Source organism: Bradyrhizobium sp. SZCCHNRI3052, from assembly GCF_032484895.1.
In the GTDB taxonomy this organism is placed as follows: domain Bacteria; phylum Pseudomonadota; class Alphaproteobacteria; order Rhizobiales; family Xanthobacteraceae; genus Bradyrhizobium.
Genome location: NZ_JAUETW010000001.1, coordinates 227,884 through 254,542, shown reverse-complemented (window position 1 = coordinate 254,542; position 26,659 = coordinate 227,884). Strand labels below are relative to the sequence as shown.

The window sequence follows — 26,659 nt, the reverse complement described above, 5'->3', positions numbered from 1 at the left end:
GTCTTTCCGCTGGCCGAACCGGCCCAGATGGAAGTTCTCTTTCGTGAGACATTATCAGTGGATAGCGCCGGCGCAACAGCCCCTCCATCAGGCGTGATGCACCATTCCTAATCAACCGTTGTCCGGCCGCGGGCGCTGCACTATCTGGGAACAGCCCGCATTTGCGACCAATTCAGCCCCTTGGGTCCTCATCCATGCAAGATCACACCTCCCCGGCCTCCCTCGAAAACGCGATCGCGCTGCAGAAATTCGGCGTCGGGCAGCCGGTCCGGCGCAAGGAGGACGACACGCTGGTGCGCGGTCACGGCAAATATACCGACGATTTCAACCTGCCCGGCCAGGCCCATGCCTGGATCGTGCGCTCCAGCCACGCCCACGGCATCATCAAGGGAATTGATACCGCGGCCGCAAAGGCGATGCCCGGCGTGCTCGGGGTGTGGACCGGCGCCGACCTCGCCGGAGCCAATTATGGTCCGTTCACCTGCGGCCTGCCGCTGAAGGGCCGGGACGGCTCGCCGCTGCTGCAGACCAACCGGCCGGCGCTCGCCACCGACAAGGTCCGCTTCGTCGGCGACCCCGTTGCGTTCGTAGTCGCGGAGACCGCGGCCCAGGCCCGCGACGCGGCCGAGGCGGTCGAGCTCGATATCGAGCCCCTGCCCGCGGTCACCAATGCCGAGGAAGCCGCCAAGCCCGGCGCGCCGCAGCTCTATGACCATATCCCCAACAACGTCGCGCTCGATTATCATTACGGCGACACGGCCAAGATCGAAGAGGCCTTCGCCAAGGCCGCGCACGTCACCAAGCTCGACATCGTCAACACCCGCGTCGCCGTGGTGTCGATGGAGCCGCGCGTCGCGCTCGCGGCGTTCGACGGCAAGACCGAGCGCTTCACCTTGCAGGTGCCGACCCAGGGCGTGTCCGGCAACAAGGCGACGCTGGCGAAGATTCTGAACGTCGCGCCGGACAAGGTCCGCATCCTCACCACCAATGTCGGTGGCTCCTTCGGGATGAAGAACGTCTCCTATCCCGAATATGTCTGCATCCTGCACGCCGCCAAAGAGCTGGGCCGCCCCGTGAAATGGCGCGACGAGCGCACCACCGCCTTCCTGTCCGACAGCCAGGGCCGCGATCAGATCATCCATGGCGAGCTGGCGCTCGACGCCGACGGCCGGTTCCTCGCTGTGAGACTGTCCGGCTACGGCAATCTCGGCGCCTACATCATGGGCGTCGCGCCGCTGCCGCTGTCGCTCAACACCGGCAAGAACCTCGCCAGCGTCTACAAGACGCCGCTGCTCGGCGTCGATATCAAGACCGTGCTGACCAACGTCACCCTGATGGGTGCCTATCGCGGCGCCGGCCGTCCCGAGGCCAACTACTTCATGGAGCGCTTGATCGACACCGCCGCGCGCGAGATGGGCATCGACCGTCTCACCATCCGCAAGCGCAACTTCATCAAGCCGAGCCAGATGCCGTTTCCGGCGGCGTCGGGCGTCACCTACGACTCCGGCGACTTCGCCGCGGTGTTCGAGAAGGCATTGCAGGTCTCCGACTACGCCGGCTTCGCCAAGCGCAAGCGCGAGAGCCGCAAGAACGGCAAGCTGCGCGGCATCGCGGTCGGCTCTTATCTCGAAGTGACCGCGCCGCCCTCGGGCGAGCTCGGCAAGATCACCTTCGACGCCGATGGCGGCGTGACCCTGACGACCGGCACGCTGGACTACGGCCAAGGCCACGCGACTCCGTTCTCGCAGGTCTTGTCGGCGCAACTCGGCGTGCCGTTCGAGAAGATCAGGCTGGAGCAGAGCGATTCCGATCTCGTGCGGTTCGGCAACGGCACCGGCGGCTCGCGCTCGATCACCGCGACCGGCCAGGCCATCGTCGAGTCCTCACAGCTCGTCATTGCCAAGGGCAAGCAGGCCGCCGCGCATCTGCTCGAAGCCTCGGAAGCCGACATCGAGTTCGCGGGCGGCCAGTTCACCATCGCCGGCACCGATCGCAGCATCGACATCATGGAGCTGGCGCGCCGCCTGCGCGAGGGCAAGATGCCCGACGGCGTGCCAGCCTCGCTCGACGTCGACCACAACTCGACAGTAACGGAATCGACGTTCCCCAATGGTTGTCATGTCTGCGAGGTCGAGATCGAACCGGACACCGGCGTCGCGCAGATCGTCGCCTACACCGCGATCAACGATTTCGGCACGGTGATCAACCCGATGATCGTCGCCGGCCAGCTCCATGGTGGCGTCGCCCAGGGCATCGGCCAGGCGCTGATGGAGCATCTACGCTACGACGAGAGCGGCCAGCCGATCACAGGATCTCTGATGGACTATGCGCTGCCGCGCGCCTCCGACGTGCCGATGATGACGGTCGACAACCATCCGGTGCCGGCGAAGTCCAACCCGCTCGGCACCAAGGGCTGCGGCGAAGCCGGCTGCGCCGGCTCGATGGCATCCGTGATCAACGCGGTGATCGACGCACTGTCCGACTACGGCGTGAAGCATCTCGACATGCCGCTCACCACCGAAAAGCTCTGGCGCGCGATCCAGGACGGCAAGGCGAGGACCGCGGCGTAGCCGCTTCGCTCGCGATGAGGCGAAAACTCTCATTGCCAAACGAAAAGCCCGTAGCCCGCATGCGGGGTCTCACGGGCTGTATCGGTGAACCCGGATGTCGCTCCCGCCTGCACCCGCTGGGCGCCGGCGTGCGCGCATCCGGGCTACGGACTGTCGAGATTGGGCCGCGGGTCCTCTCCACGTCATTGCGAGCGTAGCGGCGTAGCGAAGCAATCCAGACTGCCTCCACGGCAACACTCTGGATTGCTTCGCTGCGCTCGCAATGACGGGAGTGTGGGCAAGCAGCGTACCCAGAACTTCGCCGTCATCGTCCGCGCAGGCGGAGCATGACAGCTGTCTTTTGGATGCCGCGTGCCTCTTGCCAAGTCCGTCCGCTAGGCGGCCGCCTGCGCGCGCGGCTGATAGATCGCCACGTGATGGCAATGCGCAAGTGGGCGGTCGCCATTGGCGACCACCAGCGCATCGATCTCGACGAAGCGGTGGCCCTTCTTCTCGTAGTTCGCGACCACCCGGCCACGCGCCGTGATCTCGTCGGCTTCTGCAATCGCCGACAGCAATTGCATTCGGCTGCCGACGTGAATCCAGGGGCCGAGGACGACATTGTCGACCAGCAGCCGGTTCATCACCCTCTGCAACATGCCCGGGTGACCAAGCCGCTCGTTTGCATAGATCGGATCGCGCTCGCGAATCTCAGAGAGATAGGCGGTGGCCGCCTGCCCTGGCCACGCGCGTGCCGCCGTGCCGAGCCAGCTGCCGACAGCGAACGACTCCGCGCTGACGAGCGGCCGCACCGCCGCGGCTGGAACCTCTCGATATTCGGCCAGAGCGATGTCGGGCGCTGACGCGGGCAGCGACGCGGAACCGGTGGCGCAGATCTCACCTTTACTCACGACCTCCAGGCTGAGCCCGTCGCCGACCTCCTCCGCCCTGACCTCGGCGATCTCGCCGTCATAGACCGGCTTGGTGAACCGCGCCTCGATCAGCCCGCGCTCCAGGAATGCCCGGCCCCAGCGCACAACCGGCTGATGCAGCATATAGGCCAGCACTTCGACGCCGGGCACGAGGCCGCCCGCGAAGCCGAACCGGCGCGCCACGCTGTCATCGTGCATCTTGTTCTCGGACTGCTTGGCCGTGTTGAACGCCTCGACCGCATAGGTCGCGATTCCGTCTGCCATCCTTGCCTCCCTTTGACCCTTTTCGGGCGATGGTAACGGCCGGAAAGGTCCTGGCAAGGCCAGCGTTTGGCTCGCAATTTGGCTGGCGATGGGGTACCAACCGGCCACCCCCAGCAGAACGCCAGATGACGACCGAAACCGCCGAGCTCGCCCCTGTCACGATCTATGTCGACGCCGACGCCTGTCCGGTGAAGGACGAGATCTATCGCGTCGCGATCCGCCACGGCCTGCCAGTGATCGTGGTCGCGGGCGGCTTCATCCGCGTGCCCGAGGATCCCCTGATCACGCGCGTGGCGGCGGGCAGCGGCATGGATGCCGCGGACGACTGGATCGCAGAGCGCGCCGGCGCCGACGACGTCGTCATCACAGCGGACATTCCGCTGGCGAGCCGCTGCGTCAAGGCCGGCAGCGCGGTGATCGCGCCGAACGGCAAGGCGTTCACCGAGGAGTCGATCGGCATGACGCTCGCCGTGCGCAACCTCATGACCGATCTGCGCTCGTCCGGCGAGGTCACCGGCGGGCCGCGCTCGTTCACGCCGCGCGACCGCTCCACCTTCCTCTCCACCCTCGATCAGACCATCCGCCGCATGCAGCGCCAGCGCGCCGCGCGGATGCAGCAGCAAGGCTAGACCCATGGCGCCGCCTCTCATCCAACTCAAGGACATCCGCCTGACCTTCGGCGGCACCGCCCTGCTGCAGGGCGTCGAGCTGTCGGTCTCGCCGGGCGAACGCGTCTGCCTGATCGGCCGCAACGGCTCCGGCAAATCGACGCTGCTCAAGATCGCCGCCGGCCTCGTCGAGTGCGACAGCGGCACGCGCTTCGTGCAGCCGGGCGCCACCGTGCGCTACCTGCCGCAGGAGCCGGACTTCTCCGGCCATGCCACCACGCTGTCCTATGTCGAGGCCGGGCTCGGTCCCGGCGACGATCACTATCAGGCGCGCTATCTCGTCGAGCAGCTCGGCCTCACCGGCGAGGAAGATCCGGCGCATGTTTCCGGCGGCGAGGCGCGCCGCGCGGCGTTGGCGCGCGTGCTCGCGCCCAACCCCGACATCCTGCTCTTGGACGAGCCGACCAACCATCTCGACCTGACCACGATCGAATGGCTGGAGAACGAGCTCGACGGCCGAAGCTCGGCGCTGGTGCTGATCAGTCACGATCGCCGTTTCCTCACCAATCTGTCGCGCGCGACCGCCTGGCTCGACCGCGGCCAGATCAAGCAGATCGACCGCGGCTTTGCGGCGTTCGAGGCGTGGCGCGACGAGGTGCTGGCGGAAGAAGAGCGCGAGCAGCACAAGCTCGACCGCAAGATCGTCAACGAAGAGCACTGGCTGCGTTACGGCGTCTCCGGCCGCCGCAAGCGCAACGTCAAGCGGCTCGCCAACCTGCATGCGCTGCGCCAGCAGCGCCGCGACTATCGCGGCACGGCGGGCGCCGCCAACCTCGCCGCGGCCGAGGCCGACAAGTCCGGCAAGCTGGTGATCGAAGCGAAGGGCGCGTCGAAGAGCTTTGGTGATCGCAAGATCGTCGACAACTTCTCCATCCGCATCCAGCGCGGCGACCGCATCGGCATCGTCGGCCCGAACGGCGCCGGCAAGACCACGCTGGTCAACCTGCTCACCGGCGGCAGCGAGCCGGACAGCGGCAGCATCCGGCTCGGCGTCAATCTGGAGACGGCGACGCTCGACCAGCACCGCGAGAGCCTCGATCCCCGGACGACGCTCGCCGAAGCGCTGACCGGCGGCCGCGGCGATCACGTCATGGTGGCCGGCAAGCCGAAGCACGTCGTCGGCTACATGGAGGACTTCCTGTTCTCGCGCGAGCAGATGCGCACGCCGCTCGAAGTGCTCTCCGGCGGCGAGCGCGGCCGGCTGATGCTGGCGCGCGCGCTGGCCAAGCCATCGAACCTGCTGGTGCTGGACGAGCCGACCAACGATCTCGACCTGGAGACACTCGATGTGCTCGAGGACATGCTCGGCGACTACGAGGGCACGGTGATCCTGATCAGCCACGACCGCGACTTCCTCGATCGCGTGGTCACCTCGGTGATCGTCCCCGAGGGCAACGGCAAATGGCAGGAATACGCCGGCGGCTACAGCGACATGCTGGCGCAACGCGGCGCCGACCTGAAGCGCCAGCATGCCAAGGCGGCTGAGGAGAAGAAGGAAACCAAGCACGCGGCCACGGCGCCTGCGAGCGCGCCGAAGCGCAAGCTCTCCTTCAACGAGAAGCACGCGCTGGAGACCTTGCCGAAGACGATCGCCAAGCTGCAAGCCGAGATCGCCAAGCAGCAGGCCGTGCTCGCCGACCCCGCGCTGTATGCGAAAGACCGCAAGAAATTCGACGCCGCCTCCCTCGCGATCGCCACTGCGCAAGCCGAGCTCACCGCCGCCGAGGACCGCTGGCTCGAGCTCGAAGTGCTGCGCGAGGAGATCGAGGGCGCGTAACGTTCATCGAAATCACTTCGTCATTGCGAGCGACGTGAAACAATCCGGGGCTGCAGCCGGACTCTGGATTGCTTCGTCGCTTCGCTCCTCGCAATGACGGCAACATGGAGTAAATGACATGACCACCCCGCTCGCCGCCAGGATCGCCCGGGAGTACGGCACGCCCTGTGCCGTCATCGACATGGACAGGGTCGAGCGCAACATCGCGCGCATTCAGGCCCAGTGCGAGGCCGCGGGCGTCGCCAACCGGCCGCACATCAAGACGCACAAGAGCCCGGTGCTCGCGAAGCTGCAGATCGAGGCGGGCGCGCAAGGCATCACCTGCCAGAAGATCGGCGAGGCTGAGATCATGGCGGGTGCCGGCATCGACAATATCCTGATCAGCTACAACCTGATCGGCGAGGAGAAGATGGCACGCCTCGCCGCGCTGCAAGCCAAGGCCGACATGACGGTCGCCGCCGACAACGCGACCGTGATCGCCGGCCTGCCGCAGGCGGCAAAACAATCCGGCCGCACGCTCTCGGTCGTGGTCGAATGCGACACTGGGCGCAAGCGCGCCGGCGTCGAGACGCCGACGGAAGCGATCCAGCTCGCGCGCCAGATCGCAGCGTCAGACGGCCTGCGCTTCGCCGGCTTCATGCTGTATCCGACCGAGACCGGCTGGGACGAGACGCAGCGGTTCTATGACGAGGCGCTGGCCGGCGTCCGCGCCGACGGGCTGGACGCGGCCATCGTCTCGACCGGCGGCTCGCCCAACCTGAAGAATCTCGGCAAGCTCAAGGGCGCCACCGAGCATCGGCCCGGCACCTACATCTACAACGACCGCATGCAGGTCGCCGCCGGTGTCGCGACCTGGGACGACTGCGCGCTGCACATCTATTCGACCGTCGTCAGCCGCGCTGCACCGGAGCGCGGTATCCTCGACGCCGGCTCTAAGACGCTGACGACGGATACCGGCGGCCTCGACGGCCACGGACTGATCCTGGAGCACCCGGAAGCGAAGATCGCGCGCTTCGCCGAGGAGCACGGCTTCCTCGACCTGTCGCGCAGCAATACCCGTCCCAATGTCGGCGACGTCGTGCGCATCATCCCCAACCACGTCTGCGTCGTCGTCAACATGATGGACGAGGTCGTCATGGTCCGCGGCGAGGAGATCCTGGGCACGCTGCCGGTCGCCGCCCGCGGCAAGCTGCGGTAGGGCGAAACTCTCTCGCAGCGTCATTCCGGGGCAGCCGCACTAGCGGCTGAGCCCGGAATCCATACGCCCGATCGTGGTTATGGATTCCGGGCTCGCCCTCCGGGCGCCCCGGAATGACGACGGTGTTTGTGGCCGCCCGCTCGGCTATTCACTGCAACTGTTCCGCCAATCTTCCATGGAATCGTAGATGACGGCCTCGGGCCAGCGAGGATCAAGCTCGCGGCGCCGTGTCCACGTCAAATGGACTTGAGCCACGCAGCCTCCCCCGAGCGCTACAAGAACGTCGTCGCAGTCCTCGCGTCGGGCGACGATCCTGAGGGACCGATTAGCCAGCGCATGATTGGGACCTACTTCGCGCGCAAGTTCTTCTTCGAACGCGGCACGGAGCTGATCGTCCGTCATCCAAGACCAGGGCTCGGGAAGCTGGTCAGACATTGCCTGCCATTTCCCCCGCACGCCACTTCAACACGCCCTTCCCCGCGGCGACCCCGGTCGCAAACGACGCCTGCAGCAGGTAGCCGCCGGTCGGGGCTTCCCAGTCGAGCATTTCGCCGGCGGCGAACACGCCGGGCAGGCGTTTGAGCATGAAGTCGGCGTCGAGTTCGTCACGCGCGATGCCGCCGGCGCTGGAGATCGCGCGCGCCAGTCCGGCGGTGCCCGTCAGCTTGATCGGCACGGCGTTGATCAGTGCAGCGAGACGGTCCGGCAACAGCGATGACAGCGACAGGCCTTGCGCTTTTGCCGCCTCCTGCAGCAGGCCGATCGCGACGGGGGACAGTTGCAGCGCCTTGCGCAGGACATTCGAGAACGACTGCTTGCCGCGGGGCGCTGACAGCCGCTTGACCAGATCGGCGGTCGCAAGATCGGGTCGCAGCGCGACGTCAAGAATGGCCGCGCCTTCCAGAGCGATTGCCTCGCGCAACTCGGCGGACAGCGCATAGACCGCGCCGCCTTCAATGCCGTCGCGCGTGACGATAGCCTCGCCGCGGACGCTGCGATCAGCAAACGACAGCGCGATGCCTTTGAGCGGCTGGCCTTCGAAGCGGCCGCGGAAGATGTCCGACCAGGCGACAGTGAAGCCGCAATTGGCCGGCCGCAGCGGCGCAATCGCGACACCCTTCGCGGCGAGAAGCGATGCCCAGCCCCCGTCGGAGCCGAGCCGCGGCCAGCTGGCGCCGCCGAGCGCGAGCACGGTCGCATCGGCCGTGATCGCGCGCAGTCCTGCCGGTGTCTCGAATGTCAGCCGCCCTGCCTCGTCCCAGCCGGTCCAGCGATGCCGCAGCTCGAAGCGCACACCCTGCGTGGCCAGCCGGCGCAGCCACGCGCGCAGCAGCGGCGAGGCCTTCATCGCGGTCGGAAACACGCGGCCGGAGGAGCCGATGAACGTGGGCTCGCCGAGCGCCTCGCACCAGTCGCGCAGCCGCTGCGGCGGGAACGCGCGGATGGCCGGCTCCAGCCACGCCGCCGCCTCGCGATAGCGCGACAGGAAGGCGGACAGCTCTTCGCTATGGGTGAGGTTGAGGCCGCCGCGCCCTGCCATCAGGAATTTGCGCGCGACCGACGGCATCGCGTCGTAGACGGTGACGGCGGCACCGCCCTCAGCCAACACCTCGGCCGCCATCAGCCCGGCCGGCCCGGCTCCGATGACGGCAACTTGCTTGGATAAGGTCATGACTGGAGTTTAGGGCCATGGCGTCACCACACAACAGGTCGTCATGCCCGGGCTTGACCCGGCCATGACGGCGGAGGGTGCGATGCGTATGGTGCCTTACAGCTTGATCCCCAGCCGCGCTGCGGCCTGACCGACGTATTTCTGTGTCTGCTCGAACGCACCCTGCAGCGCCCGCGCCTTCGACATGTCGCTGATCTCGGCAAAATGCGCGGCGATCGCGTCCGGCGTCCACTCCTCCGGCGGCAGGTTGATGCCCTCGCTCTCCAGGATCCTGATGACCGCGAACGAGCCCGCACCCGCGCCCATGATGGTGCGCGTGGGCGCGTCCTCGCTGAGCAGATATTCCACCGCGGGCGTGATCGATTCCGGCTTCATCAGCTGCAGCGCCTGCGGCGGCAGCAGCTCCTCGGTCATGCGGGTCGCAGCCGTCGGCGAGATGATGTTGACGCGGATGTTGGTCTTGCGGCCCTCCTCCGCCAGCACGTTCATCAGGCCGACCATGCCGGTCTTGGCCGCGCCGTAGTTGGCCTGGCCGAAATTACCGAACAGGCCGGACGACGACGTCGTCAGCACGATGCGGCCGTAGTTGCGCTCGCGCATGCCGTTCCACACCGCCTTACAGCAGTAGAAGCTGCCGACCAGATGCACGTCGAGCACCTTGGCGAAATCGGCAACCTCCATCTTGCCGAACGACTTGTCGCGCAGAATGCCGGCATTGGCGCACATGATGTCGACGCTGCCCCACTCCTTGCTGGCGCGCTCCACCATCGCGGTGACCTGCTCGAAATTCGAGACGTCGGCGCCGTCGGCCATCGCGGTGCCGCCGGCCTTGCGGATCTCCTCGACCACCGTCTCCGCCGCGGTCATCGAGCCGCCGGTGCCGTCGCGCGCGCCGCCGAAATCATTGACCACGACCTTGGCGCCGCGGCTCGCCAGCCCCAGCGCATGCGCGCGCCCCAAACCATTGCCTGCGCCGGTGACGATGGCGACGCGTCCGTCGAATCTGATTGCCATGTGTCGTTCCTATTTGTCGCTCGTCATGCCCCGGCTCGACCCGGGCATCCATCCACTTCGAAAGACTCTCGGACTTGATGGATCGCCGGGTCAAGCCCGGCGATGACGAAGGGTGGGTTGTGACGAGGTGAGTTAGCTCAGATAGATGAGTCCGATCCAGTCGGCGACCAGCGCGGGCTTGTCCTCGCCCTCGATCTCGACCGTGACGTTGGTGCGCGACTGCAGCTCCTTCGGCTTGCGCAGAGTGGCTTCGGCAAGGACGAAGCGGCCGCGCACGCGTTTTCCCGATCTCACCGGCGAGATGAAGCGCAGCTTGTCGAAGCCGTAGTTCACGCCCATCGCCGTACCCTCGATCGCCGGCATGACCTCATAGGACATGACCGACAGCAGCGACATCGTCAGGAAGCCGTGCGCGATCGTGGTGCCGAACGGCGTCGCCTTGGCCTGCTCGGGGTCGACGTGAATGAACTGATGATCCTCGATCACGTCGGCATAGGTGTCGATGCGCTTCTGATCGAGCACGTGCCATGACGACACGCCGATCTCCTGGCCGACCATAGCCTGATAGGCTGCAAGCGAAATCGGCGGCTTCTTCCAGATCTTGTTCATGCGTTCCTACACCTCGTGCCCGGATGGCCTCGTTTTCAACTCCGGGAAATCCTCTTCCTTGAATTCCGTGCCGCGCAGATGGTCCGTGCGGTTGTCCTCGTGCTCCAGCCTGCGCAGCTGCACCCGGCGGATTTTTCCGGAGATCGTTTTCGGCAGCTCGCTCACGAGCTCGAGCCGGCGGATGCGCTTGAATGGCGCCAGGCGCGCCTGCAGATGGGTGAAGATCGACAGCGCCGTGGCGCGCGAGCGCTCCGCGCCCGCCGTCAGCAACACATAGGCTTTCGGTATAGCAAGACGGATGGGATCCGGAGACGGCACAACGGCAGCCTCGGCGACGGCCTCATGCTCCAGCAGCACGCTTTCCAGCTCGAACGGCGAGATGCGGTAGTCGGACGATTTGAACACGTCGTCGGAGCGGCCGACGAAGGTGAGATAGCCGTCATCGTCCTGGAACACGACGTCGCCGGTACGGTAGCGCATGCCATCGGCGCCGGACAGCTGACCGTCGTCGCCCTGATAGCCCTGCATCAGGCCGGCCGGACGCTCGCCGGTGAGCGCCAGCGTGATCTCGCCTTCGCCGGAGAGATTGCCGTCGATGTCGGCGACCTCGACGCGATAGCCCGGCAGCGGCCGCCCCATCGAGCCGATCTTCAGTTTCTGGCCCGGCGAGTTGCCAACGATCGCCGCGGTTTCGGTCTGGCCATAGCCGTCGCGAATCGTCAGCCCCCAGGCGGCACGCACCTGATCGATCACCTCCGGATTGAGCGGTTCGCCGGCGCCGCAGGCCTCGCGCAGCGAGACCTTGAAGTCGGCGAGATGCTCTTGGATGAACAGCCGCCACACCGTGGGTGGCGCGCACAGCGTCGTGACGCCGCAGCGCTTGATGATCGCGAGCAGCCCCTTGGCGTCGAAGCGCGGCTGATTGACCACGAATACCGTGGCGCCGGCATTCCAGGGCGAGAAGAAGCAGCTCCAGGCATGCTTGGCCCAGCCCGGCGAGGAGATGTTGAGGTGCACGTCGCCCGGCTGCAGGCCGAGCCAGTACATGGTCGAGAGATGGCCGACCGGATAACTGCGATGGCTGTGCCGCACCAGCTTCGGCTTGGCCGTGGTGCCCGAGGTGAAATAGAGCAGCATCGGATCATCCGGCTGCGTCGGCCCATCCGGCGTGAACGCCTCGGCTACGCCGGCCGCCTGCTCGAACGGCAGCCAGCCGGCAGGTGCCGCCGGCGCGCCGACGACGATGCGGACGAGATCATCGGCGCCCAGATCGGCGAACTTCGCAACCTGATCCTGCGCCGCGACCACGGCCTTGGCGCGGCCGCGCTCCAGACGATCGCGCAACTCGTCGGTGGTCAGCAGCGTCGTCGCGGGGATCACGACGACGCCGAGCTTCATCGCCGCCAACATCGTCTCCCACAGCGGCACGACGTTGCCGAGCAGCAGCAGCAGATGGTCGCCGCGCTTCAAGCCCTGCGCGCGCAGGAAATTCGCGACCTGGTTGGAGCGGCGCGACAACGCCGCAAACGACAGCTTGGTCTGGCGGTCCTGCGCGGCGTCGAAGATCCAAAGCGCGGTGCGGTCGCGGCTCTCCGGATCGGACGCGAGTTCGGCATCGAACCAGTCGAGCGCCCAGTTGAACGGGACGGCATCGGGCCAGCGGAAACCCTTCACGGCCGCATCGTAGTCGGTGCGATGCGCCAGCAGAAACGCGCGTGCGTCCTTGAATGTCGTCATCAGGTGGTCCCGGCGAGCTTGCGAACGTGCTGAATGATCCCGGAAAAATCGACGCCGCCATGGCCGGCGGCCTCGAACGCCTTGTAGATCTCCTGCGCGTGCTGGCCAAGCGGGGTCGCCGCGCCGGCGGCCTTGGCGGCGTCCTGCGACAGCGTGAGGTCCTTCAGCATCAGCGCGGTCGCAAAGCCGGGCTTGTAGTCGTTGTTGGCGGGCGAAGCCGGCACTGGGCCCGGCACCGGGCAATAGGATGTCAGCGACCAGCACTGCCCCGACGAGGTCGAGGCGACGTCGAACAGCGCCTGATGCGACAGGCCGAGCCTTTCACCCAGCGCAAACGCCTCGCTGACCGCGATCATCGAAATGCCGAGGATCATGTTGTTGCAGATCTTGGCCGCCTGCCCCGCGCCGGCGCCGCCGCAATGGACGATCTTCTTGCCCATCTTCTCAAGGATCGGCTTGGCCGCAGCGAACGCGCTCTCCTCGCCGCCGCACATGAAGGTAAGCGTTGCGGCCTTGGCGCCGCCGGTGCCCCCGGACACCGGCGCGTCCACGGCGGCGATGCCGTGCCTTGTGGCCAGCGCATGCGCGGCGCGCGCGCTCTCGACGTCGATGGTCGAGGAATCGATGATCAGCGCGCCCTTGGACATCGCCGGCACGACCTCGTTCCAGACCGCCTGCACATGCTTGCCGGCCGGCAGCATGGTGACGACGGCATCGGCGCTTTTGGCCGCGGCGACGGCGCTGTCGGCGATTTCGGCGCCATCGGCCTTGGCCTGGGCGCGCGAGGTCTCGACCAGATCGAACGCGACCACCTTGTGGCCGGCCTTGACCAGGTTGGCGGCCATTGGTCCACCCATGTTGCCGAGGCCGATGAATGCGATCGTTGCCATGGTTCGTTCTCTCCCCTCGACCTGATTGTTATCTGCTCTGCGGAAAGGTCAGCTCGTCGGCGCCAATCTCGGCAAGATATGGCGCCAGCATGTCCGGTGTCACCTGATCGACATCAGGCGGCGACCATCTGGGATTGCGGTCCTTGTCGATGATCGCCGCACGCACGCCCTCGCGGAAATCGTCGCTGCGGAACACTTCGAGCGCCGCACGATACTCGCGCACCAGGCATTCCTCCAGGGACGCCGCACCGCGTGCCAGTCGCAGCAGCTCGAGCGTCACGACCATGCCGCGCGGCGACTTCTCCTGCAGCGTCTTCAGCGTCGCCAACGCGAGCTCCGAGCCGTCCGCTTTCAAGGCGGCAAAGATGTCGTGCATGCTGTCATGGGCGAACCAGGCGTCGATCTTGGCCTGCTGCGCCGCCACCGGGCCGGACGTCTCCGACGTCGCGAAGCCTGCGATCAGCCGGTCGATCTCGATCGACAGCGTCCCCGGCCTGACTTTGGTCAGGACCTCGCGCAGCGCCGGCCATTTCTCGGTCGGCACCACGGCATCGGCAAAGCGCGCATGGATCGCATCGGGCCCGTTCATGGTCTGCCCCGTCAGGCCGAAATAGGCGCCGAGTTCGCCGGGCGCGCGCGACAAGAGCCAGGTGCCGCCGACGTCGGGAAAGAAGCCGAGCCCGACTTCGGGCATTGCGAGCTTGGTCTTCTCGGTCACGATGCGGTGGCGGCCATGCGCCGACAGCCCGACGCCGCCGCCCATCACCAGCCCGTCCATATAGGCGACATAGGGTTTTGGAAACGCCGCGATGCGCGCGTTCATGATGTATTCCTGGCGCCAGAACACCTTGCCGAGATCGCCATTCGTCTTCGAGCTCTCATAGAGCCCGCGGATATCGCCGCCTGCACAAAGTCCACGCTCGCCCGCGCCTTCGAGCACGACAATTGCGACGGCCGGATCGCCCTCGAACCGATCCAGCGCGGCGTCGATGCCCATCGACATCTCCAGCGTCATCGCGTTGATCGCCTTCGGCCGGTTCAGCCGGATGATGCCGGCCGAGCCTTCGCGGCGGACGATCAGGTCGCCTTCGATAGCCTCGGTCATCGCGCCGCCTCGATCAGCTTGCGCGACACGATCAGGCGCATGATCTCGTTGGTGCCTTCGAGGATCTGGTGCACGCGCAGGTCACGCACGATCTTCTCGATGCCGTATTCGCTCAAATAGCCGTAGCCGCCATGCAGCTGCAGCGCCTGGTTGGCGACCTCGAAGCCGACATCGGTCCCGAAGCGCTTGGCCATAGCGCACAGCATGGTCGCGTCAGCATCCTTGCGGTCGAGCGCAGCCGCCGCGCGCCAGACGAAGGTGCGCGCCGCCTCCAGCTCGATTGCCATGTCGGCGATGCGAAACTGCAGCGCCTGGAATTCGTCGAGCCGCTTGCCGAACGCCTTGCGCTCTTTCGTATAGGCCAGCGTCTTGTCGAGCGCCGCCTGCGCGCCGCCGAGCGAGCACGCGGCAATGTTGAGGCGGCCGCCGTCGAGCCCGGCCATGGCGATCTTGAAGCCGATGCCCTCCTCGCCGAGCCGGTTGGCCACCGGAACGCGCGCATTCTCGAAGATCACCGCGCGGGTCGGCTGCGCGTTCCAGCCCATCTTGCGCTCATTGGCGCCGAACGACACGCCGGGGGTATTGGCATCGATCACCAGGGTCGAGATGCCGCCGGGACCGTCGGCTCCCGTGCGAACCATCGCAACGAGGATATCCGTGGCGCCCGCGCCGGAGATGAACTGCTTCTGGCCGTTGAGCACGTAGTCGTCGCCCTCGCGCGCCGCGCGCGTGCGCAGCGCCGCCGCATCGGAGCCCGCGCCCGGCTCGGTGAGGCAATAGCTCGCGATCAGGTCCATGGCGCAGAGCTTCGGCAGGTAAGCTTGGCGCTGGGCCTCGGTACCGAAGGTGTCGATCATCCATGAGGCCATGTTGTGGATCGAGATGAAGGCCGACACTGTGGGGCAGCCCGTCGCCAGCGCCTCGAAGATCAGCGCCGCATCGAGCCGGCTGAGACCCGAGCCGCCGACATCGTCGCGGATGTAGATGCCGCCCATGCCGAGGCTTGCGGCCTCCCGCATCACATCGACGGGAAAATGCTTCTCCTCGTCCCAGCGCAGCGCATGCGGCGCGATCTTCTCCGCCGCGAAGGCGCGCGCCATGTCGCGCACCGCGATCTGATCCTCGTCGAGAGCGAACTGCATCCGTTCTCCGCGTTTCCTGGTCTTGTTTGTTGGCAGTGGCGCCTCTTCACACTCCGTCATTGCGAGCGAAGCGAAGCAATCCAGAGTCTTTCCGCGGAGGCAGCCTGGGTTGCTTCGCCGCTCCGCTCCTCGCGATGACGGAGTGGGAGCCCTAGCGGGCTCCCACTGTTGTCAGTTCATCTCATCACTTCATCAGCGGGATCGAGAATTCCGCGCCTTCCTTGACGCCGGACGGCCAGCGCGAGGTGACCGTCTTGGTCTTGGTGTAGAAGCGGATCGAATCCGGGCCGTGCTGGTTGAGATCGCCGAAGCCGGACTTCTTCCAGCCGCCGAAGGTGTAGTAGGCGATCGGCACCGGGATCGGCACGTTGATGCCGACCATGCCGACATTGACCTTGGCCGCGAAGTCGCGCGCGGCGTCGCCGTCGCGGGTGAAGATCGCGACACCGTTGCCGTAATCATGCGCCGACGGCAGCGCCAGCGCCTCGGCATAGTCCTTGGCGCGAACGACCGACAGCACCGGCCCGAAGATCTCCTCCTTGTAGATCCGCATGTCCTTGGTGACGTTGTCGAACAGACAGCCTCCCATGTAGAAGCCGTTCTCATAGCCCTGCATCTTGAAGCCGCGGCCGTCGACGGCGAGCGTCGCCCCCTCCTTGATGCCGATGTCGACGTAGTTCTTCACGCGCTCGACCGCCTCGCGGGTGACCAGCGGGCCGAAATCGGCCGATGGGTCGACTGACGTGCCGATCTTGAGGCTTTCCACGCGCGGGATCAGCTTCTCCATCAGCCGGTCGGCCGTGGTCTTGCCGACGGGCACCGCAACCGACACCGCCATGCAGCGCTCGCCGGCCGAGCCGTAGCCGGCGCCGATCAGCGCATCGACGGCCTGGTCGAGATCGGCGTCGGGCATCACGATGGCGTGGTTCTTGGCGCCGCCGAAACACTGGCAGCGCTTGCCGTGGGCGGCGGCGCGCTCATAAATGTACTGCGCGATCGGCGACGAGCCGACGAAGCCGATCGCCATGATGTCCGGATCCTCGAGGATGGCGTCGACCGCCTCCTTGTCGCCGTTGACGACGTTGAGGATGCCCGGCGGCAGACCGGCCTCGATCATCAGCTCGGCGAGCTTCATCGGCACGCCCGGATCGCGCTCCGACGGCTTCAGGATGAAGGCATTGCCGCAGGCGATGGCGGGAGCGAACTTCCACATCGGAATCATCGCCGGGAAATTGAACGGCGTGATGCCGGCAACGACACCGAGCGGCTGGCGCATCGAATAGATGTCGATGCCCGGACCGGCACCTTCGGTGTACTCGCCCTTCATCAAATGCGGAATGCCGCAGGCGAACTCAACCACCTCGAGGCCGCGCTGGATGTCGCCCTTGGCATCTGGAACGGTCTTGCCGTGCTCGCGGGCCAGCAGCTCGGCGAGCTGGTCGTAATCGCGCTGCGCGAGCTCCAGAAACTTCATCATGACGCGCGCGCGGCGCTGCGGATTGGTGGCGGCCCAGGCCGGCTGCGCCGCCTTGGCGTTCTCGACCGCGGCCCGGAGCTCGGCGCGGGACGCCAGCGCGACCTTGGCCTGAACGTCGCCGGTCATGGGCTCGAAGACATCGGCCGTCCGTCCAGACGTGCCCTTGACCTCTTTGCCGCCAATAAAATGACCGATCGAACGCATGGGGTATCCTCCGCAGGGGTAAGCAGTGCCGAATTGGCCGGCATCTTGCAGTCTTTGCGGCGTTTGGGAAGGGTCTAAGCGCTGATCGGCGCTGCGAAAATGCCGCCCCTTCGCTCGGTCGGCACGATCACGGCAGACCCCGCGGCGTGCAGCGTGCCGCGTCCCGCATCCGAGCCGCGCGACGGATCAGCGCTTCGCGGCTACCACCTTCTTCACGGGCCTTTTTGCGGGTGCCCGCACAGGTGCCCTGCCCGCCGGCCCACCTCCGCTGGCGACGGCCAGCGCCACCTCGCGCCCGGAGTTCAGGATATCGTCTGACAATTCGCCGCTGCCCATGAGTCGCGCCATCACGAGCGTCCCCGCCAGCGTCGCGAGCATCGCCGAAGCCCGCTTTCGCGCAGTCTTGGCCGGTACGTCGACGATGTACTCAGCGAACAGGTCGATCAACTCTTCCAGCTTCGCAGCAAAGGCCTTGCGGGTCTTGGCGCTCTCGCGGGCGATTTCCGCTCCGAGCGCAGGAACCGCGCAGCCGTGACCGACATCGTCGCGATGGCCGGCGGACAGATAGCCGTCGACGATGGCCGAGAGCCGCTTCTGCGGCGGCAACTGGTCCAGCAGCTTGCGCCAATGCTCCATCGAACGATCGATCGCATAACCGAACGCCTCCACGACCAACGCCTCGCGCGAATCGAAATGCGCGTAGAAGCCGCCGTGAGTCAGTCCGGCCTCCTTCATCAGGTCTGCAACCCCGACACCATGAGCGCCACGCTCGCGCAGCCGCACCGATGCCTTGCGCACGATCCGCGCGTGGGTTTCCGCCTTGTGTTCCGGAGAGTAACGCATTGCCGTCCCATTGAATGTCTGCGGTCATACTATAACAGCTCTGCGTCCTGCTCGCTGCAGCTATTTGATGAATTCGAGTTGATCTAAATCAACTTCGCTGGCCTGATTTATTCCCGGCACACCCCTGTTGCCCAGGAACCCGACGAGGACGACCATGGACATGCTCAATTCCCACTGCGGCGTGAGTCGTGACGGCCAAGGCGTCGTTCGGCTGACGATCTGCAATGCAGGCGCGCTCAACATTCTCGGTTCGGCGGCGATTCTCGACGTGGAAGCCGGGCTGCGATCGCTCGCCTCCGACGCCGCCATTCGCGTTCTCGTTTTGGCCGGCGAAAGCGGGAAGAGCATGATCGGCGGCGCCGACATCAAGGAGATGGCAACGCTGGACCAGGCTTCAGCGGAAACCTTCATCTCGCGACTTGCCGGGCTCTGCGAAGCGGTGCGACATTTTCCTGCCCCCGTGATTGCGCGGATGCCGGGGTGGTGTCTGGGTGGCGGATTGGAGGTCGCAGCGGCCTGCGATATCCGTGTCGCGGGACACGACGCCAAGTTCGGCATGCCCGAGGTGCGTGTCGGCATTCCCTCGGTCATTCATGCCGCGCTGCTGCCACGTCTCATCGGCTGGGGCCGCACGCGCTGGCTGCTGATGACGGCCGAGACGATCGACGCGCCGACCGCTCTCGCCTGGGGCCTCGTCGATGCCGTCGCCGCCGAGGGAGAACTCGACATCGCGGTCGAGAAGGCCGTGGCATCCCTGCTCGCCTGCGGTCCCGAAGCGCTGCGGACGCAGAAGGCTCTGCTGCGGCAATGGGAGGAGCTGCCGCTGAAGGAGTCCATCGAGATATCGATCGGCGCCTTCGGACGGTCGTTCCTCACCGACGAGCCGAAACGGCTGATGCAACATTTCATCGACCGCAAGCGATAGCAAGTTTCTCCAAGTCTCGCCTCGCAGATCCCGGCAGCCTCGCGCCAGCTTCACGACGGTTCAGCAGGGACCGCCGGGGTTTCCTCTTGCGAGAGATTACTATATGATGATTATCATATTTCATCAGAAAGCCTTGTCATGGCCTCGTCCGATTCCGTCGTGATCCTGTCCGCCGCCCGCACGCCGTTGGGCCGTTTCATGGGCGAATTCTCGCCGCTGAGTGCGAACAAGCTCGGCGCGCACGTGATCGGATCCGCGCTCGAACGCGCCACCGTTTCGCCCGATGCGGTCCAGGAGGTGTTCATGGGCAACGTGCTGTCGGCCGGCCAGGGCCAGGCTCCGGCACGGCAGGCCGCGCGCGGTTCCGGCCTGCCCGACGCCACCGGCGCCACCACCATCAACAAGGTCTGCGGCTCCGGAATGAAGGCCGCGATGCTGGCGCACGACGTCATTCGGGCGGGCTCCGCCGAGATCGTCGTGTCGGGTGGCATGGAGAGCATGAGCAATGCGCCATATCTGCTGACCAAGGCGCGCGGCGGCTATCGTGCTGGCCACGATCGGATCCTCGATCACATGATGCTGGATGGCCTGGAGGACGCCTATGAGACCGGACGCTCGATGGGCGATTTCGGCGAGGCCACGGCTGAGGCCTATCAGTTCACCCGCGCCGACCAGGATGCCTACGCCATCGAGACGCTGACGCGTGCGCGCAAGGCGGTCGAAGGCGGGGCGTTCAAGGCCGAGATCGCCCCGATCACGATCGTCGAGAAATCCGGCCCGCGCCTGGTCGCCAACGACGAGCATCCGCTCAAGGTCGATCCGGTGAAGATCCCGGCGCTGAAGCCGGCGTTCCGCAAGGACGGCACGATCACGCCCGCAGCGTCCTCCGCGAACGCGGATGGTGCCGCGGCGCTCGTGCTCGCCGCGCGGTCGCGTGCCGATTGCGACGGGCTGCCTGTCATCGCGGAGATCAAGGGCCACGCCACCCACAGCCAGGAGCCGCAATGGTTCACGACGGCGCCGATTCCGGCGATCAGGAAACTGCTCGACAAGGTCGGCTGGCGCGTCGAGGATGTCGACCTGTTCGAGATCAACGAGGCCTTCGCCGTCGTTGCCATGGCCGCGCAGCGCGACCTTGGCATCCCGCGTGACCGGCTGAACGTCAACGGCGGCGCCTGTGCGCTCGGCCACCCGATCGGCGCCACCGGCGCGCGGCTGATCGTGACGCTGCTGCATGCGATGGACGCGCGCGGGCTGAAGCGCGGCGTGGCCGCACTGTGCATCGGCGGCGGCGAGGCGACTGCGATCGCCGTGGAGCGACCCTGATGTCCTGAAACGAGGGAACTTAGCCATTTATGTCATTTGGGCGCCCTGGCAGAATGGGCGCGCAACCCCATTGTACTGAGAGCCTCATGATCTCGAACCAACTTGCAGCGATCCTTGGACGGCGCAACATCCATTACGGCTGGGTGATGGTCGCCGTGACGTTCTTCACGGCCCTGGTGTCCGCCGGCACGGTGGGCGCACCCGGCGTGTTCATCGTGCCACTCCAGCAGGAATTCGGCTGGAGCACCGCGGAGATCTCCTCGGCGCTCTCCATCCGCTTCGTGCTGTTCGGGCTGATGGCGCCGTTCGCCGCCGCCCTGCTCAACCGCTACGGCCTGCGCAACATCACGCTGCTGGCCCAGTTGATCGTGGTGTCGGCGCTGCTGGCGTCGCTCGCGATGACACAGGTGTGGCACCTCGTGCTGCTGTGGGGCGTCGTGATCGGCATCGGCACCGGCATGACCGCCTTGGTGCTGGGCGCGACCATCGCCACGCGCTGGTTCGTCGCGCGGCGCGGCCTCGTCGTCGGCATTCTCACGGCCAGCGTCGCCACCGGACAGCTGGTGTTCCTGCCGCTGCTCGCCAGCCTCACCGAGCGGCTCGGCTGGCGCGTCGCGCTCGGGCTGATCTGCATCATGCTCGGCGTTTCCGCCACCGCCGTGCTGCTGCTGATGCGCGATCGCCCGAGTGATCTCGGCCTCCGACCCTATGGCGACAACGACACCGACCCGATCGCCGCCCCCTCGCCCGTCACCACGCCGATCCTCGCCGCCGCCCTCGGCACCCTCCGCGACGCCTCGCGGGCGCCGGTGTTCTGGATGCTGTTTGCGACGTTCTTCATTTGCGGCGCCTCGACCAACGGCCTTGTCCAGGTGCATCTCATCCCGATGTGCCTCGACTTCGGAATTCCTCAGGTGCAGGCGGCGAGCCTGCTCGCCGCGATGGGCATGTTCGATTTCGTCGGCACGATCGTCTCGGGCTGGCTGTCGGACCGGTACGACAATCGCTGGCTGTTGTTCTGGTACTACGGCCTGCGTGGTCTGTCGCTGCTGTTCCTTCCGTTCACCGACTTCTCGTTCTATGGCCTGTCGCTGTTCGCGATGTTCTATGGCCTCGACTGGATCGCCACCGTGCCGCCGACGGTGCGGCTGACGGCGCAGCGGTTTGGGCCCGAGCGGGCCAACCTGGTGTTTGGCTGGGTGTTCGCCGGACATCAGCTCGGCGCCGGCACCGCCGCGTTCGGCGCCGGCCTGTCGCGCACACTGCTCCAGAGCTACCTGCCGGCGTTCTTCACCGCCGGCGCGCTCTGCATCGTCGCGGCGCTTCTGGCGCTGGCGATCGCGCGGCAGGCGAAGCCCGCCGCGGCGTAAGCTCACGGCCGCGTCGTCATCGCCGTGGGCGGCCCGGGCGTGCGCAGCGGCTCGGCGAGGCGGGCGAACTCGCACAGCAGCGCGCGCGTCTTGCGGGGATCGATGATCTCCTCGACCCAGAACTTCTCGGCCGAGCGGAACGGCGAGCGCAGCTTGGTCAGCCGCTCCTCGATCTCCTTGAGCTTGGCCTTCGGATCCTGCGCGGCATCGATCTCGGCGCGATACGCCGCCTCGATGCCGCCCTCGAGCGGCAGCGAGCCCCAATGGGCCGACGGCCAGGCATAGCGGATGGAGAATCGATCGGCCGGCTGATGCACGACGCCAGCGACGCCGAAATTATTGCGCACGATCACCGTGCACCACGGCACCGTCGACTGGTTGACCGCCGCCATTGCGCGCACGCCGTGGCGGATGGTCGCGGCCTTCTCCGCCTCGAGGCCGACCATGAAGCCGGGACAGTCCATCAGGTAGACGATCGGCAGATGAAAGGTCTCGGCGAAGTCGACCCAGCGGATCACCTTCTGGCATGCATCCGCCGTCCACGAGCCACCGAAGTGATAGGGATCGCTCGCCAGCACCATCACTGCGCGGCCTTCGAGACGCGCGAGGCCGATGATGATCGGACGGCCATAGTTCTGCGCCACCTCGAAGAACGAGCCGTTGTCGACGACGGACTCGATGATCGGCCGCATCTTGTAGACGCGCCGGCGATCCCGCGGCACCGCGCTGATGAGCTGCTCGTCGACGCGCTGCGGATCGTCGGTGCAAGGCAAGGTCGGCGGCAGCTCGTAGACCGACGACGGCAGATAGGACAGGAAGCGCCGCGCGCAGGCGAACGCTTCCGCCTCGGTGTCGACCGCGTGGTCGACGCCGCCGGCCTTGGTCTGGATGTCGGCGCCGCCGAGCTCCATCTTGCCGAGGTCCTGGCCCAGCCGCTTCACGACCGGCGGCCCGGCGACGAACATCGCCGACTGCTTGGTCATCACCGAGTAGTGGCTCGCCGCGAGCCGCGCTGCGCCAAGCCCCGCGACCGAGCCGAGGCCGAGCGCGACCACCGGGACCAGCGACATGTTCTCGGTCGTGTAGCGGTACCAGCGATTGCCGCCGATGCCGCCGGGCAGATTGGCCGCGCCTTTGGTCTCGATCGTCTTGACCGAACCGCCGCCGCCGGAGCCCTCGATGATACGGATGATGGGCAGACGGAAGTCGTGCGCCATCTCCTCCGCCATCAACGGCTTGGCGGCGATTGAGGCATCGGCCGAGCCGCCACGCACGGTGAAATCGTCGCCGACCACGACCACGGTGCGGCCGTCGACGCGGGCGCGCCCGAACACGCAATTGGCGGGCGTGACGTGCTTGAGCTCGCCCTGCTCGTCATACTCGCCGAGGCCGGCGACCGCGCCGATCTCGTGAAAGCTGCCGGGATCGACGACGCCGTCGATGCGCTCGCGAACGGTGAGGCGGCCCTGGTCGTGCTGACGCTTGACCTTGTCAGGCCCGCCCATCTCCCGCGCGAAGGCTTCGCGCCGGGCCAGTTCCTCGAGCTCCGGCTGCCAACTCATTCGTTCCCCCTGCCCCGGTGATGGTCTTGTTCTTGTGGTTAGTCTTCGCGTTCACCTGGAGCGGTTTTCTGTCCATCCGGTTGTTGAAGACGTCGGCTTCCGCGCCCTGCAGCAGCGCGGCGATGCTGCGGCCGAGCTCGCGCATCGGCTGGGCGACCTCGTCATGCAGCCGCTGCTCGTCGTACATCGCCGACAACAGCCCGATCGTGAGCACGACATAGGTCTGGTATTGCGGCGACCACAGCGGCAGCGCGACGCCATTGATGTGCGGGCTCCACAGGCCGCAGGCCACCACGTAGCCGTGCTCCTTGAGAAACTGCCTGTTGTGCTCGAGGCGCGGCCGCAGCAGCTTGGCCGCGTCAGGCATCTCGCGCTCCATCTCGGCCAGCAAGGCGTCGCCGACCTCCGGCTCGAGCGCGGCGACATAGGCATGACCGGCCGCGGTCGAGGCCATCGAGATGCGGCTGCCGGTGGTCTCATGCAGTCCGAGCGCATTCGCGGCGCGGCCGAACTCCAGATAGACGAGGTGGAAGCGATCGGGAATCACGAAGCCGACAGTGCCGGGCAACTGCTCGGCGACGTCCTGCAGCCGCTGCCGGATCAGATTGCGCAGCTGCAAGCCTCTGGTCATCGACGTGCTCATCGCCACGGCACTCGGGCCGATGCGGTATTTCTGATCGCGCGGCAGGTAGACCAGCTGGCCCATGCGCGTCAGCGTGTGCGTCAGCCGCGACACCGTCGACCGCGGCAGGCCGCAGCGGTTGGAGATTTCGAGATTGCCGAGCCGCGCCTCGTGCCCCTCGAAACAGCGAAGCACGTCGAACGCCCGCGACACCACCTGAATGACCTCGCCCTCGCCGGCGAGATCTCCGGGCAGCATGCTGCCCCTGCTCAATCGCTCAGACCGTCGTCCCATGCGTTTCCCACCAATTCCGTCATGCGGAATGATATTCCGCTTGTTGAACAAGCTAGCCCAGCCGTTTTGCCGTCACAACAGCAGACCGTCTCCAAAACCCGCCATTCTTCAGCGTGTTGGCACAAGACTCGGCATCCTCAGGCAATCGGCTGCAGGATGCGGGAGGGACGATCGTCGCCGGTTCCAACGCGCGGTACCGCAGCGGCGGCTTTCGATGGGCATCGCCTCTCGCGCATGGCAACACGGGACGGTCATCGCGCCCGCAAACCCGCTCAATCGGTGAGCAGCGGCAACATTTGACCAGCGTTGCGACAAGTGTGGGCTGGCTGCGCCGTCGCGGCTGCGACATAACCGGCGCGAGACCTTGTTCCCGCCGAGCTTGCCATGACCACCCACCCGAGGCCGATCCGACATCCGCAGCATTGGGCGACGGCCGCGATGCCGCCGCTGCAGCGCTTCCTGTCGGCCTGCCATGCCGACTTCTGGCCCGATCATGACGGCACCGTTGCGAACTACATCCCCGAGCTCGGCAAGGCCGACCCGGCGCATTTCGGCATCGGCCTCGCCACATTGGACGGCCACGTCTACGAGGTCGGCGACAGCCGCGTGCCGTTCACGATCCAATCGATGTCGAAGCCGTTCGTGTTCGCGCTCGCGCTCGATACGCTCGGCTCCGACGAGGTCGAGCGCGTGATCGGCGTCGAGCCGTCCGGCGATCCCTTCAATTCCATCCGGCTCAATGCGGAGAACCACCCGTTCAATCCGATGGTCAATGCCGGCGCGATCGCGTGCAGCGGTCTGATCCGCAAGGCACGTCAGAATGACGCCTTCGAGACCATCCGCGACGCGCTCGGCCGCTTCGCCGGCCGCAAGCTCGATGTCGACGACGCGGTGTTCGCGTCGGAAGCCGCCACCGGCGATCGCAACCGCGCGATCGCCTATCTGCTGCGGACGTCGGAGGTCATCAGGGAGCCTGTCGACGACGTGCTCGCGGTCTACTTCCGGCAATGCGCCGTGCTCGTTACCGCGCGCGACTGCGCGATCATGGCGGCCACGCTCGCCAATCGTGGCGTCAATCCCGTCACCGGAGAGCAGGTGGTGACGCCCTATGCGGTGTCGCGCACGCTGTCGGTGATGACCTCGTCGGGCATGTATGACTTCGCCGGCGAATGGATCTACCGCGTCGGCATTCCCGCCAAGAGCGGCGTCGGCGGCGGCATCCTGGCGAGCCTGCCCGCGCGGCTCGGGCTCGGCAGCTATTCGCCCAGGCTCGACGGTCACGGCAACAGCGTGCGCGGCATCAAGGTCTGCGAGGCGCTGTCGGCGCATTACGGCCTGCACATGCTCAACCGTTCCGACGATGCGCGCACCACGATCATCGCCGACTACGACATCGGCGCCAACCCGTCGCGGCGCAGCCGCCGCGCGCAGGAACGCAACATCCTCGCCGCACATCCGGACGCGGTGCGCGTGCTCGAGCTGGTCGGTACGCTGTCGCTCTCCAACGTCGACTACGTCTCGCGCCAGCTTGCGGCGAGCACGCGACCGCAATTCGTCATCGTCGACCTCCATCGCGTCACCGCGATGACACAAGCAGGCGTGCGCCTGCTTTCCGAGCTGTTTCACGAGCTCGCCGACTTCGACGTGACCGTCGTGCTGTCGGGCATCCGCCGCAGCTCGCCGGAATGGCAGGAGATCGCGGCCCGCACCGGCGACATCAGGAACGTCCGCGACTTCTACCTGCTCGACGCCGCGATCGAATGGGCCGAGGACCAGATCGTCTATCGCTATGGCGGGGCGATCGACTTCCTCGAAACCACCGAGCTCGCCGAGCAGCCGCTGCTCGCCGGGCTCTCCGCGGACGAGCGCCACGAGCTCGCGGCGCTCGCGACCATCCGGCACTATCAACAGGGCGAACGCATCCTGGCGGCCGGCGATGCTGCGGCCTCGCTGTTCTTCCTGCGCTCCGGCGTCGTCCACGTCACCCTGCCCGACGGCATCCGGCTCGCGACGCTGACGGCAGGGCAATGCTTCGGCGAGATGGCGCTGCTGGAGCCCGTGCGCTCCGCCGACGTCGTCGCGGATTTCTCCGCCACCGCTTTCGAGATCTCGCTGGTGGATTTCGAGCGTTTCCGCGTGCGCCATCCGAAAGCCGGCGAGCGCATCATGCGCAATCTGGCGCAACTGTTGGCGGAGCGCCTGACGGTCGCCAATGCGCGGCTCAACCTGCTCGCGGCAGACTGATTTCAGTGCGTCGAAGTCCGTCATCGACGTGTCGCACGCGGTCGAAGCAAACAAATACTCAAGGTTGCAATTCACAGTAACTAACAGCTTCCGGTCGATAATTCGCATCACTCGTATTTGTACGGGCTCGCCTAAACGTTACCGGGACTCGGTCGCAGGACAACCATAAGCGAGCCCAATTCACGCCGCATTACCCGACGATGTTCTGAACCGTCGATGAACGCCGAGTGGGGAC

General features: G+C 66.5%; 19 protein-coding genes and 1 pseudogene. 8 read left to right on the top strand and 12 right to left on the bottom strand.

Features of this window, described 5'->3' with window-relative positions:
* Positions 1-194: 194 nt before the first annotated feature.
* Positions 195-2,570, top strand: coding sequence for a xanthine dehydrogenase family protein molybdopterin-binding subunit (locus QW887_RS01170; protein ID WP_315714427.1), 2,376 nt, complete (start codon positions 195-197; stop codon positions 2,568-2,570).
* Between the two features lie 374 nt (positions 2,571-2,944).
* Here the strand turns inward: QW887_RS01170 and QW887_RS01165 are convergent, their stop codons facing one another.
* On the bottom strand, positions 2,945-3,745 hold the full coding sequence (locus QW887_RS01165; protein WP_315714428.1) for a hypothetical protein: 801 nt from the start codon (positions 3,743-3,745) through the stop codon (positions 2,945-2,947).
* Between the two features lie 125 nt (positions 3,746-3,870).
* Between QW887_RS01165 and QW887_RS01160 the strand changes: the two genes are divergently transcribed.
* The 3 genes from QW887_RS01160 to QW887_RS01150 all read left to right on the top strand — a co-directional run bounded on the left by QW887_RS01160 (position 3,871) and on the right by QW887_RS01150 (position 7,388).
* Positions 3,871-4,374 (top strand): YaiI/YqxD family protein, encoded by a 504-nt coding sequence (locus tag QW887_RS01160; RefSeq protein ID WP_315714429.1) that lies wholly within the window; start codon positions 3,871-3,873, stop codon positions 4,372-4,374.
* Positions 4,375-4,378: 4 nt separating this feature from the next.
* A complete protein-coding gene (locus QW887_RS01155) occupies positions 4,379-6,190 on the top strand; it encodes an ABC-F family ATP-binding cassette domain-containing protein (protein ID WP_315714430.1) in 1,812 nt (603 codons plus the stop codon).
* Positions 6,191-6,308: 118 nt separating this feature from the next.
* The gene (locus QW887_RS01150) at positions 6,309-7,388 is read left to right on the top strand and encodes a D-TA family PLP-dependent enzyme (RefSeq protein WP_315714431.1); all 1,080 of its coding nucleotides are present in this window, start codon (positions 6,309-6,311) and stop codon (positions 7,386-7,388) included.
* 427 nt (positions 7,389-7,815) lie between these two features.
* Here the strand turns inward: QW887_RS01150 and QW887_RS01145 are convergent, their stop codons facing one another.
* From QW887_RS01145 to QW887_RS01105, 9 genes and pseudogenes are all read right to left on the bottom strand, one after another.
* Positions 7,816-9,060, bottom strand: coding sequence for a TIGR03862 family flavoprotein (locus QW887_RS01145; RefSeq protein ID WP_315714432.1), 1,245 nt, complete (start codon positions 9,058-9,060; stop codon positions 7,816-7,818).
* 96 nt (positions 9,061-9,156) lie between these two features.
* Positions 9,157-10,074 (bottom strand): SDR family NAD(P)-dependent oxidoreductase, encoded by a 918-nt coding sequence (locus QW887_RS01140; RefSeq protein WP_315714433.1) that lies wholly within the window; start codon positions 10,072-10,074, stop codon positions 9,157-9,159.
* Between the two features lie 132 nt (positions 10,075-10,206).
* Positions 10,207-10,683, bottom strand: a complete 477-nt coding sequence (locus tag QW887_RS01135) for a MaoC family dehydratase (protein ID WP_315714434.1) — start codon at positions 10,681-10,683, stop codon at positions 10,207-10,209.
* Positions 10,684-10,689: 6 nt separating this feature from the next.
* Positions 10,690-12,420, bottom strand: coding sequence for an AMP-binding protein (locus QW887_RS01130; protein WP_315714436.1), 1,731 nt, complete (start codon positions 12,418-12,420; stop codon positions 10,690-10,692).
* Positions 12,420-13,328 (bottom strand): annotated as a pseudogene (mmsB, locus tag QW887_RS01125) (3-hydroxyisobutyrate dehydrogenase); the annotation flags it as partial. The gene QW887_RS01130 and the pseudogene mmsB, both read right to left, overlap by 1 nt.
* 10 nt (positions 13,329-13,338) lie before the next feature.
* Complete coding sequence (locus QW887_RS01120; RefSeq protein WP_315714437.1) at positions 13,339-14,415, bottom strand: enoyl-CoA hydratase/isomerase family protein; 1,077 nt, start codon at positions 14,413-14,415, stop codon at positions 13,339-13,341.
* Positions 14,412-15,557 (bottom strand): acyl-CoA dehydrogenase family protein, encoded by a 1,146-nt coding sequence (locus tag QW887_RS01115; protein ID WP_315714438.1) that lies wholly within the window; start codon positions 15,555-15,557, stop codon positions 14,412-14,414. Before QW887_RS01115 ends, QW887_RS01120 begins: the two co-directional genes overlap by 4 nt.
* Positions 15,558-15,741: 184 nt before the next feature.
* A complete protein-coding gene (locus QW887_RS01110; RefSeq protein ID WP_315714439.1) occupies positions 15,742-17,238 on the bottom strand; it encodes a CoA-acylating methylmalonate-semialdehyde dehydrogenase in 1,497 nt (498 codons plus the stop codon).
* Between the two features lie 186 nt (positions 17,239-17,424).
* A complete protein-coding gene (locus QW887_RS01105) occupies positions 17,425-18,081 on the bottom strand; it encodes a TetR/AcrR family transcriptional regulator (RefSeq protein ID WP_315714440.1) in 657 nt (218 codons plus the stop codon).
* Positions 18,082-18,235: 154 nt separating this feature from the next.
* Between QW887_RS01105 and QW887_RS01100 the strand changes: the two genes are divergently transcribed.
* From QW887_RS01100 to QW887_RS01090, 3 genes are all read left to right on the top strand, one after another.
* Positions 18,236-19,006 (top strand): enoyl-CoA hydratase, encoded by a 771-nt coding sequence (locus QW887_RS01100; protein ID WP_315714441.1) that lies wholly within the window; start codon positions 18,236-18,238, stop codon positions 19,004-19,006.
* Between the two features lie 138 nt (positions 19,007-19,144).
* Complete coding sequence (locus tag QW887_RS01095) at positions 19,145-20,332, top strand: acetyl-CoA C-acyltransferase (RefSeq protein WP_315714442.1); 1,188 nt, start codon at positions 19,145-19,147, stop codon at positions 20,330-20,332.
* An 86-nt stretch (positions 20,333-20,418) separates the two neighbouring features.
* Positions 20,419-21,702, top strand: a complete 1,284-nt coding sequence (locus QW887_RS01090) for an MFS transporter (protein ID WP_315714443.1) — start codon at positions 20,419-20,421, stop codon at positions 21,700-21,702.
* Positions 21,703-21,704: 2 nt separating this feature from the next.
* Here the strand turns inward: QW887_RS01090 and QW887_RS01085 are convergent, their stop codons facing one another.
* Complete coding sequence (locus QW887_RS01085) at positions 21,705-23,264, bottom strand: acyl-CoA carboxylase subunit beta (RefSeq protein WP_315714444.1); 1,560 nt, start codon at positions 23,262-23,264, stop codon at positions 21,705-21,707.
* Positions 23,194-24,180 (bottom strand): IclR family transcriptional regulator, encoded by a 987-nt coding sequence (locus QW887_RS01080; RefSeq protein ID WP_315714445.1) that lies wholly within the window; start codon positions 24,178-24,180, stop codon positions 23,194-23,196. The genes QW887_RS01085 and QW887_RS01080 overlap by 71 nt, the downstream gene beginning before the upstream one ends.
* A 384-nt stretch (positions 24,181-24,564) precedes the next feature.
* Between QW887_RS01080 and glsA the strand changes: the two genes are divergently transcribed.
* Positions 24,565-26,424, top strand: coding sequence for a glutaminase A (glsA, locus tag QW887_RS01075; protein WP_316173933.1), 1,860 nt, complete (start codon positions 24,565-24,567; stop codon positions 26,422-26,424).
* Positions 26,425-26,659: the final 235 nt, after the last annotated feature.

Excerpts from the sequence above, each read along its gene's own strand:
- QW887_RS01160 (WP_315714429.1), top strand. The coding sequence starts at position 3,871 with ATGACGACCGAAACCGCCGAGCTCGCCCCTGTCACGATCTATGTCGAC.
- QW887_RS01170 (WP_315714427.1), top strand. The coding sequence starts at position 195 with ATGCAAGATCACACCTCCCCGGCCTCCCTCGAAAACGCGATCGCGCTG.
- QW887_RS01080 (WP_315714445.1), bottom strand. The coding sequence starts at position 24,180 with ATGGGACGACGGTCTGAGCGATTGAGCAGGGGCAGCATGCTGCCCGGA.
- QW887_RS01135 (WP_315714434.1), bottom strand. The coding sequence starts at position 10,683 with ATGAACAAGATCTGGAAGAAGCCGCCGATTTCGCTTGCAGCCTATCAG.
- QW887_RS01095 (WP_315714442.1), top strand. The coding sequence starts at position 19,145 with ATGGCCTCGTCCGATTCCGTCGTGATCCTGTCCGCCGCCCGCACGCCG.
- QW887_RS01145 (WP_315714432.1), bottom strand. The coding sequence starts at position 9,060 with ATGACCTTATCCAAGCAAGTTGCCGTCATCGGAGCCGGGCCGGCCGGG.
- QW887_RS01090 (WP_315714443.1), top strand. The coding sequence starts at position 20,419 with ATGATCTCGAACCAACTTGCAGCGATCCTTGGACGGCGCAACATCCAT.
- QW887_RS01140 (WP_315714433.1), bottom strand. The coding sequence starts at position 10,074 with ATGGCAATCAGATTCGACGGACGCGTCGCCATCGTCACCGGCGCAGGC.
- glsA (WP_316173933.1), top strand. The coding sequence starts at position 24,565 with ATGACCACCCACCCGAGGCCGATCCGACATCCGCAGCATTGGGCGACG.
- QW887_RS01155 (WP_315714430.1), top strand. The coding sequence starts at position 4,379 with ATGGCGCCGCCTCTCATCCAACTCAAGGACATCCGCCTGACCTTCGGC.
- QW887_RS01100 (WP_315714441.1), top strand. The coding sequence starts at position 18,236 with ATGGACATGCTCAATTCCCACTGCGGCGTGAGTCGTGACGGCCAAGGC.
- QW887_RS01115 (WP_315714438.1), bottom strand. The coding sequence starts at position 15,557 with ATGCAGTTCGCTCTCGACGAGGATCAGATCGCGGTGCGCGACATGGCG.
- QW887_RS01110 (WP_315714439.1), bottom strand. The coding sequence starts at position 17,238 with ATGCGTTCGATCGGTCATTTTATTGGCGGCAAAGAGGTCAAGGGCACG.
- QW887_RS01130 (WP_315714436.1), bottom strand. The coding sequence starts at position 12,420 with ATGACGACATTCAAGGACGCACGCGCGTTTCTGCTGGCGCATCGCACC.
- QW887_RS01085 (WP_315714444.1), bottom strand. The coding sequence starts at position 23,264 with ATGAGTTGGCAGCCGGAGCTCGAGGAACTGGCCCGGCGCGAAGCCTTC.
- QW887_RS01105 (WP_315714440.1), bottom strand. The coding sequence starts at position 18,081 with ATGCGTTACTCTCCGGAACACAAGGCGGAAACCCACGCGCGGATCGTG.
- QW887_RS01165 (WP_315714428.1), bottom strand. The coding sequence starts at position 3,745 with ATGGCAGACGGAATCGCGACCTATGCGGTCGAGGCGTTCAACACGGCC.
- QW887_RS01150 (WP_315714431.1), top strand. The coding sequence starts at position 6,309 with ATGACCACCCCGCTCGCCGCCAGGATCGCCCGGGAGTACGGCACGCCC.
- QW887_RS01120 (WP_315714437.1), bottom strand. The coding sequence starts at position 14,415 with ATGACCGAGGCTATCGAAGGCGACCTGATCGTCCGCCGCGAAGGCTCG.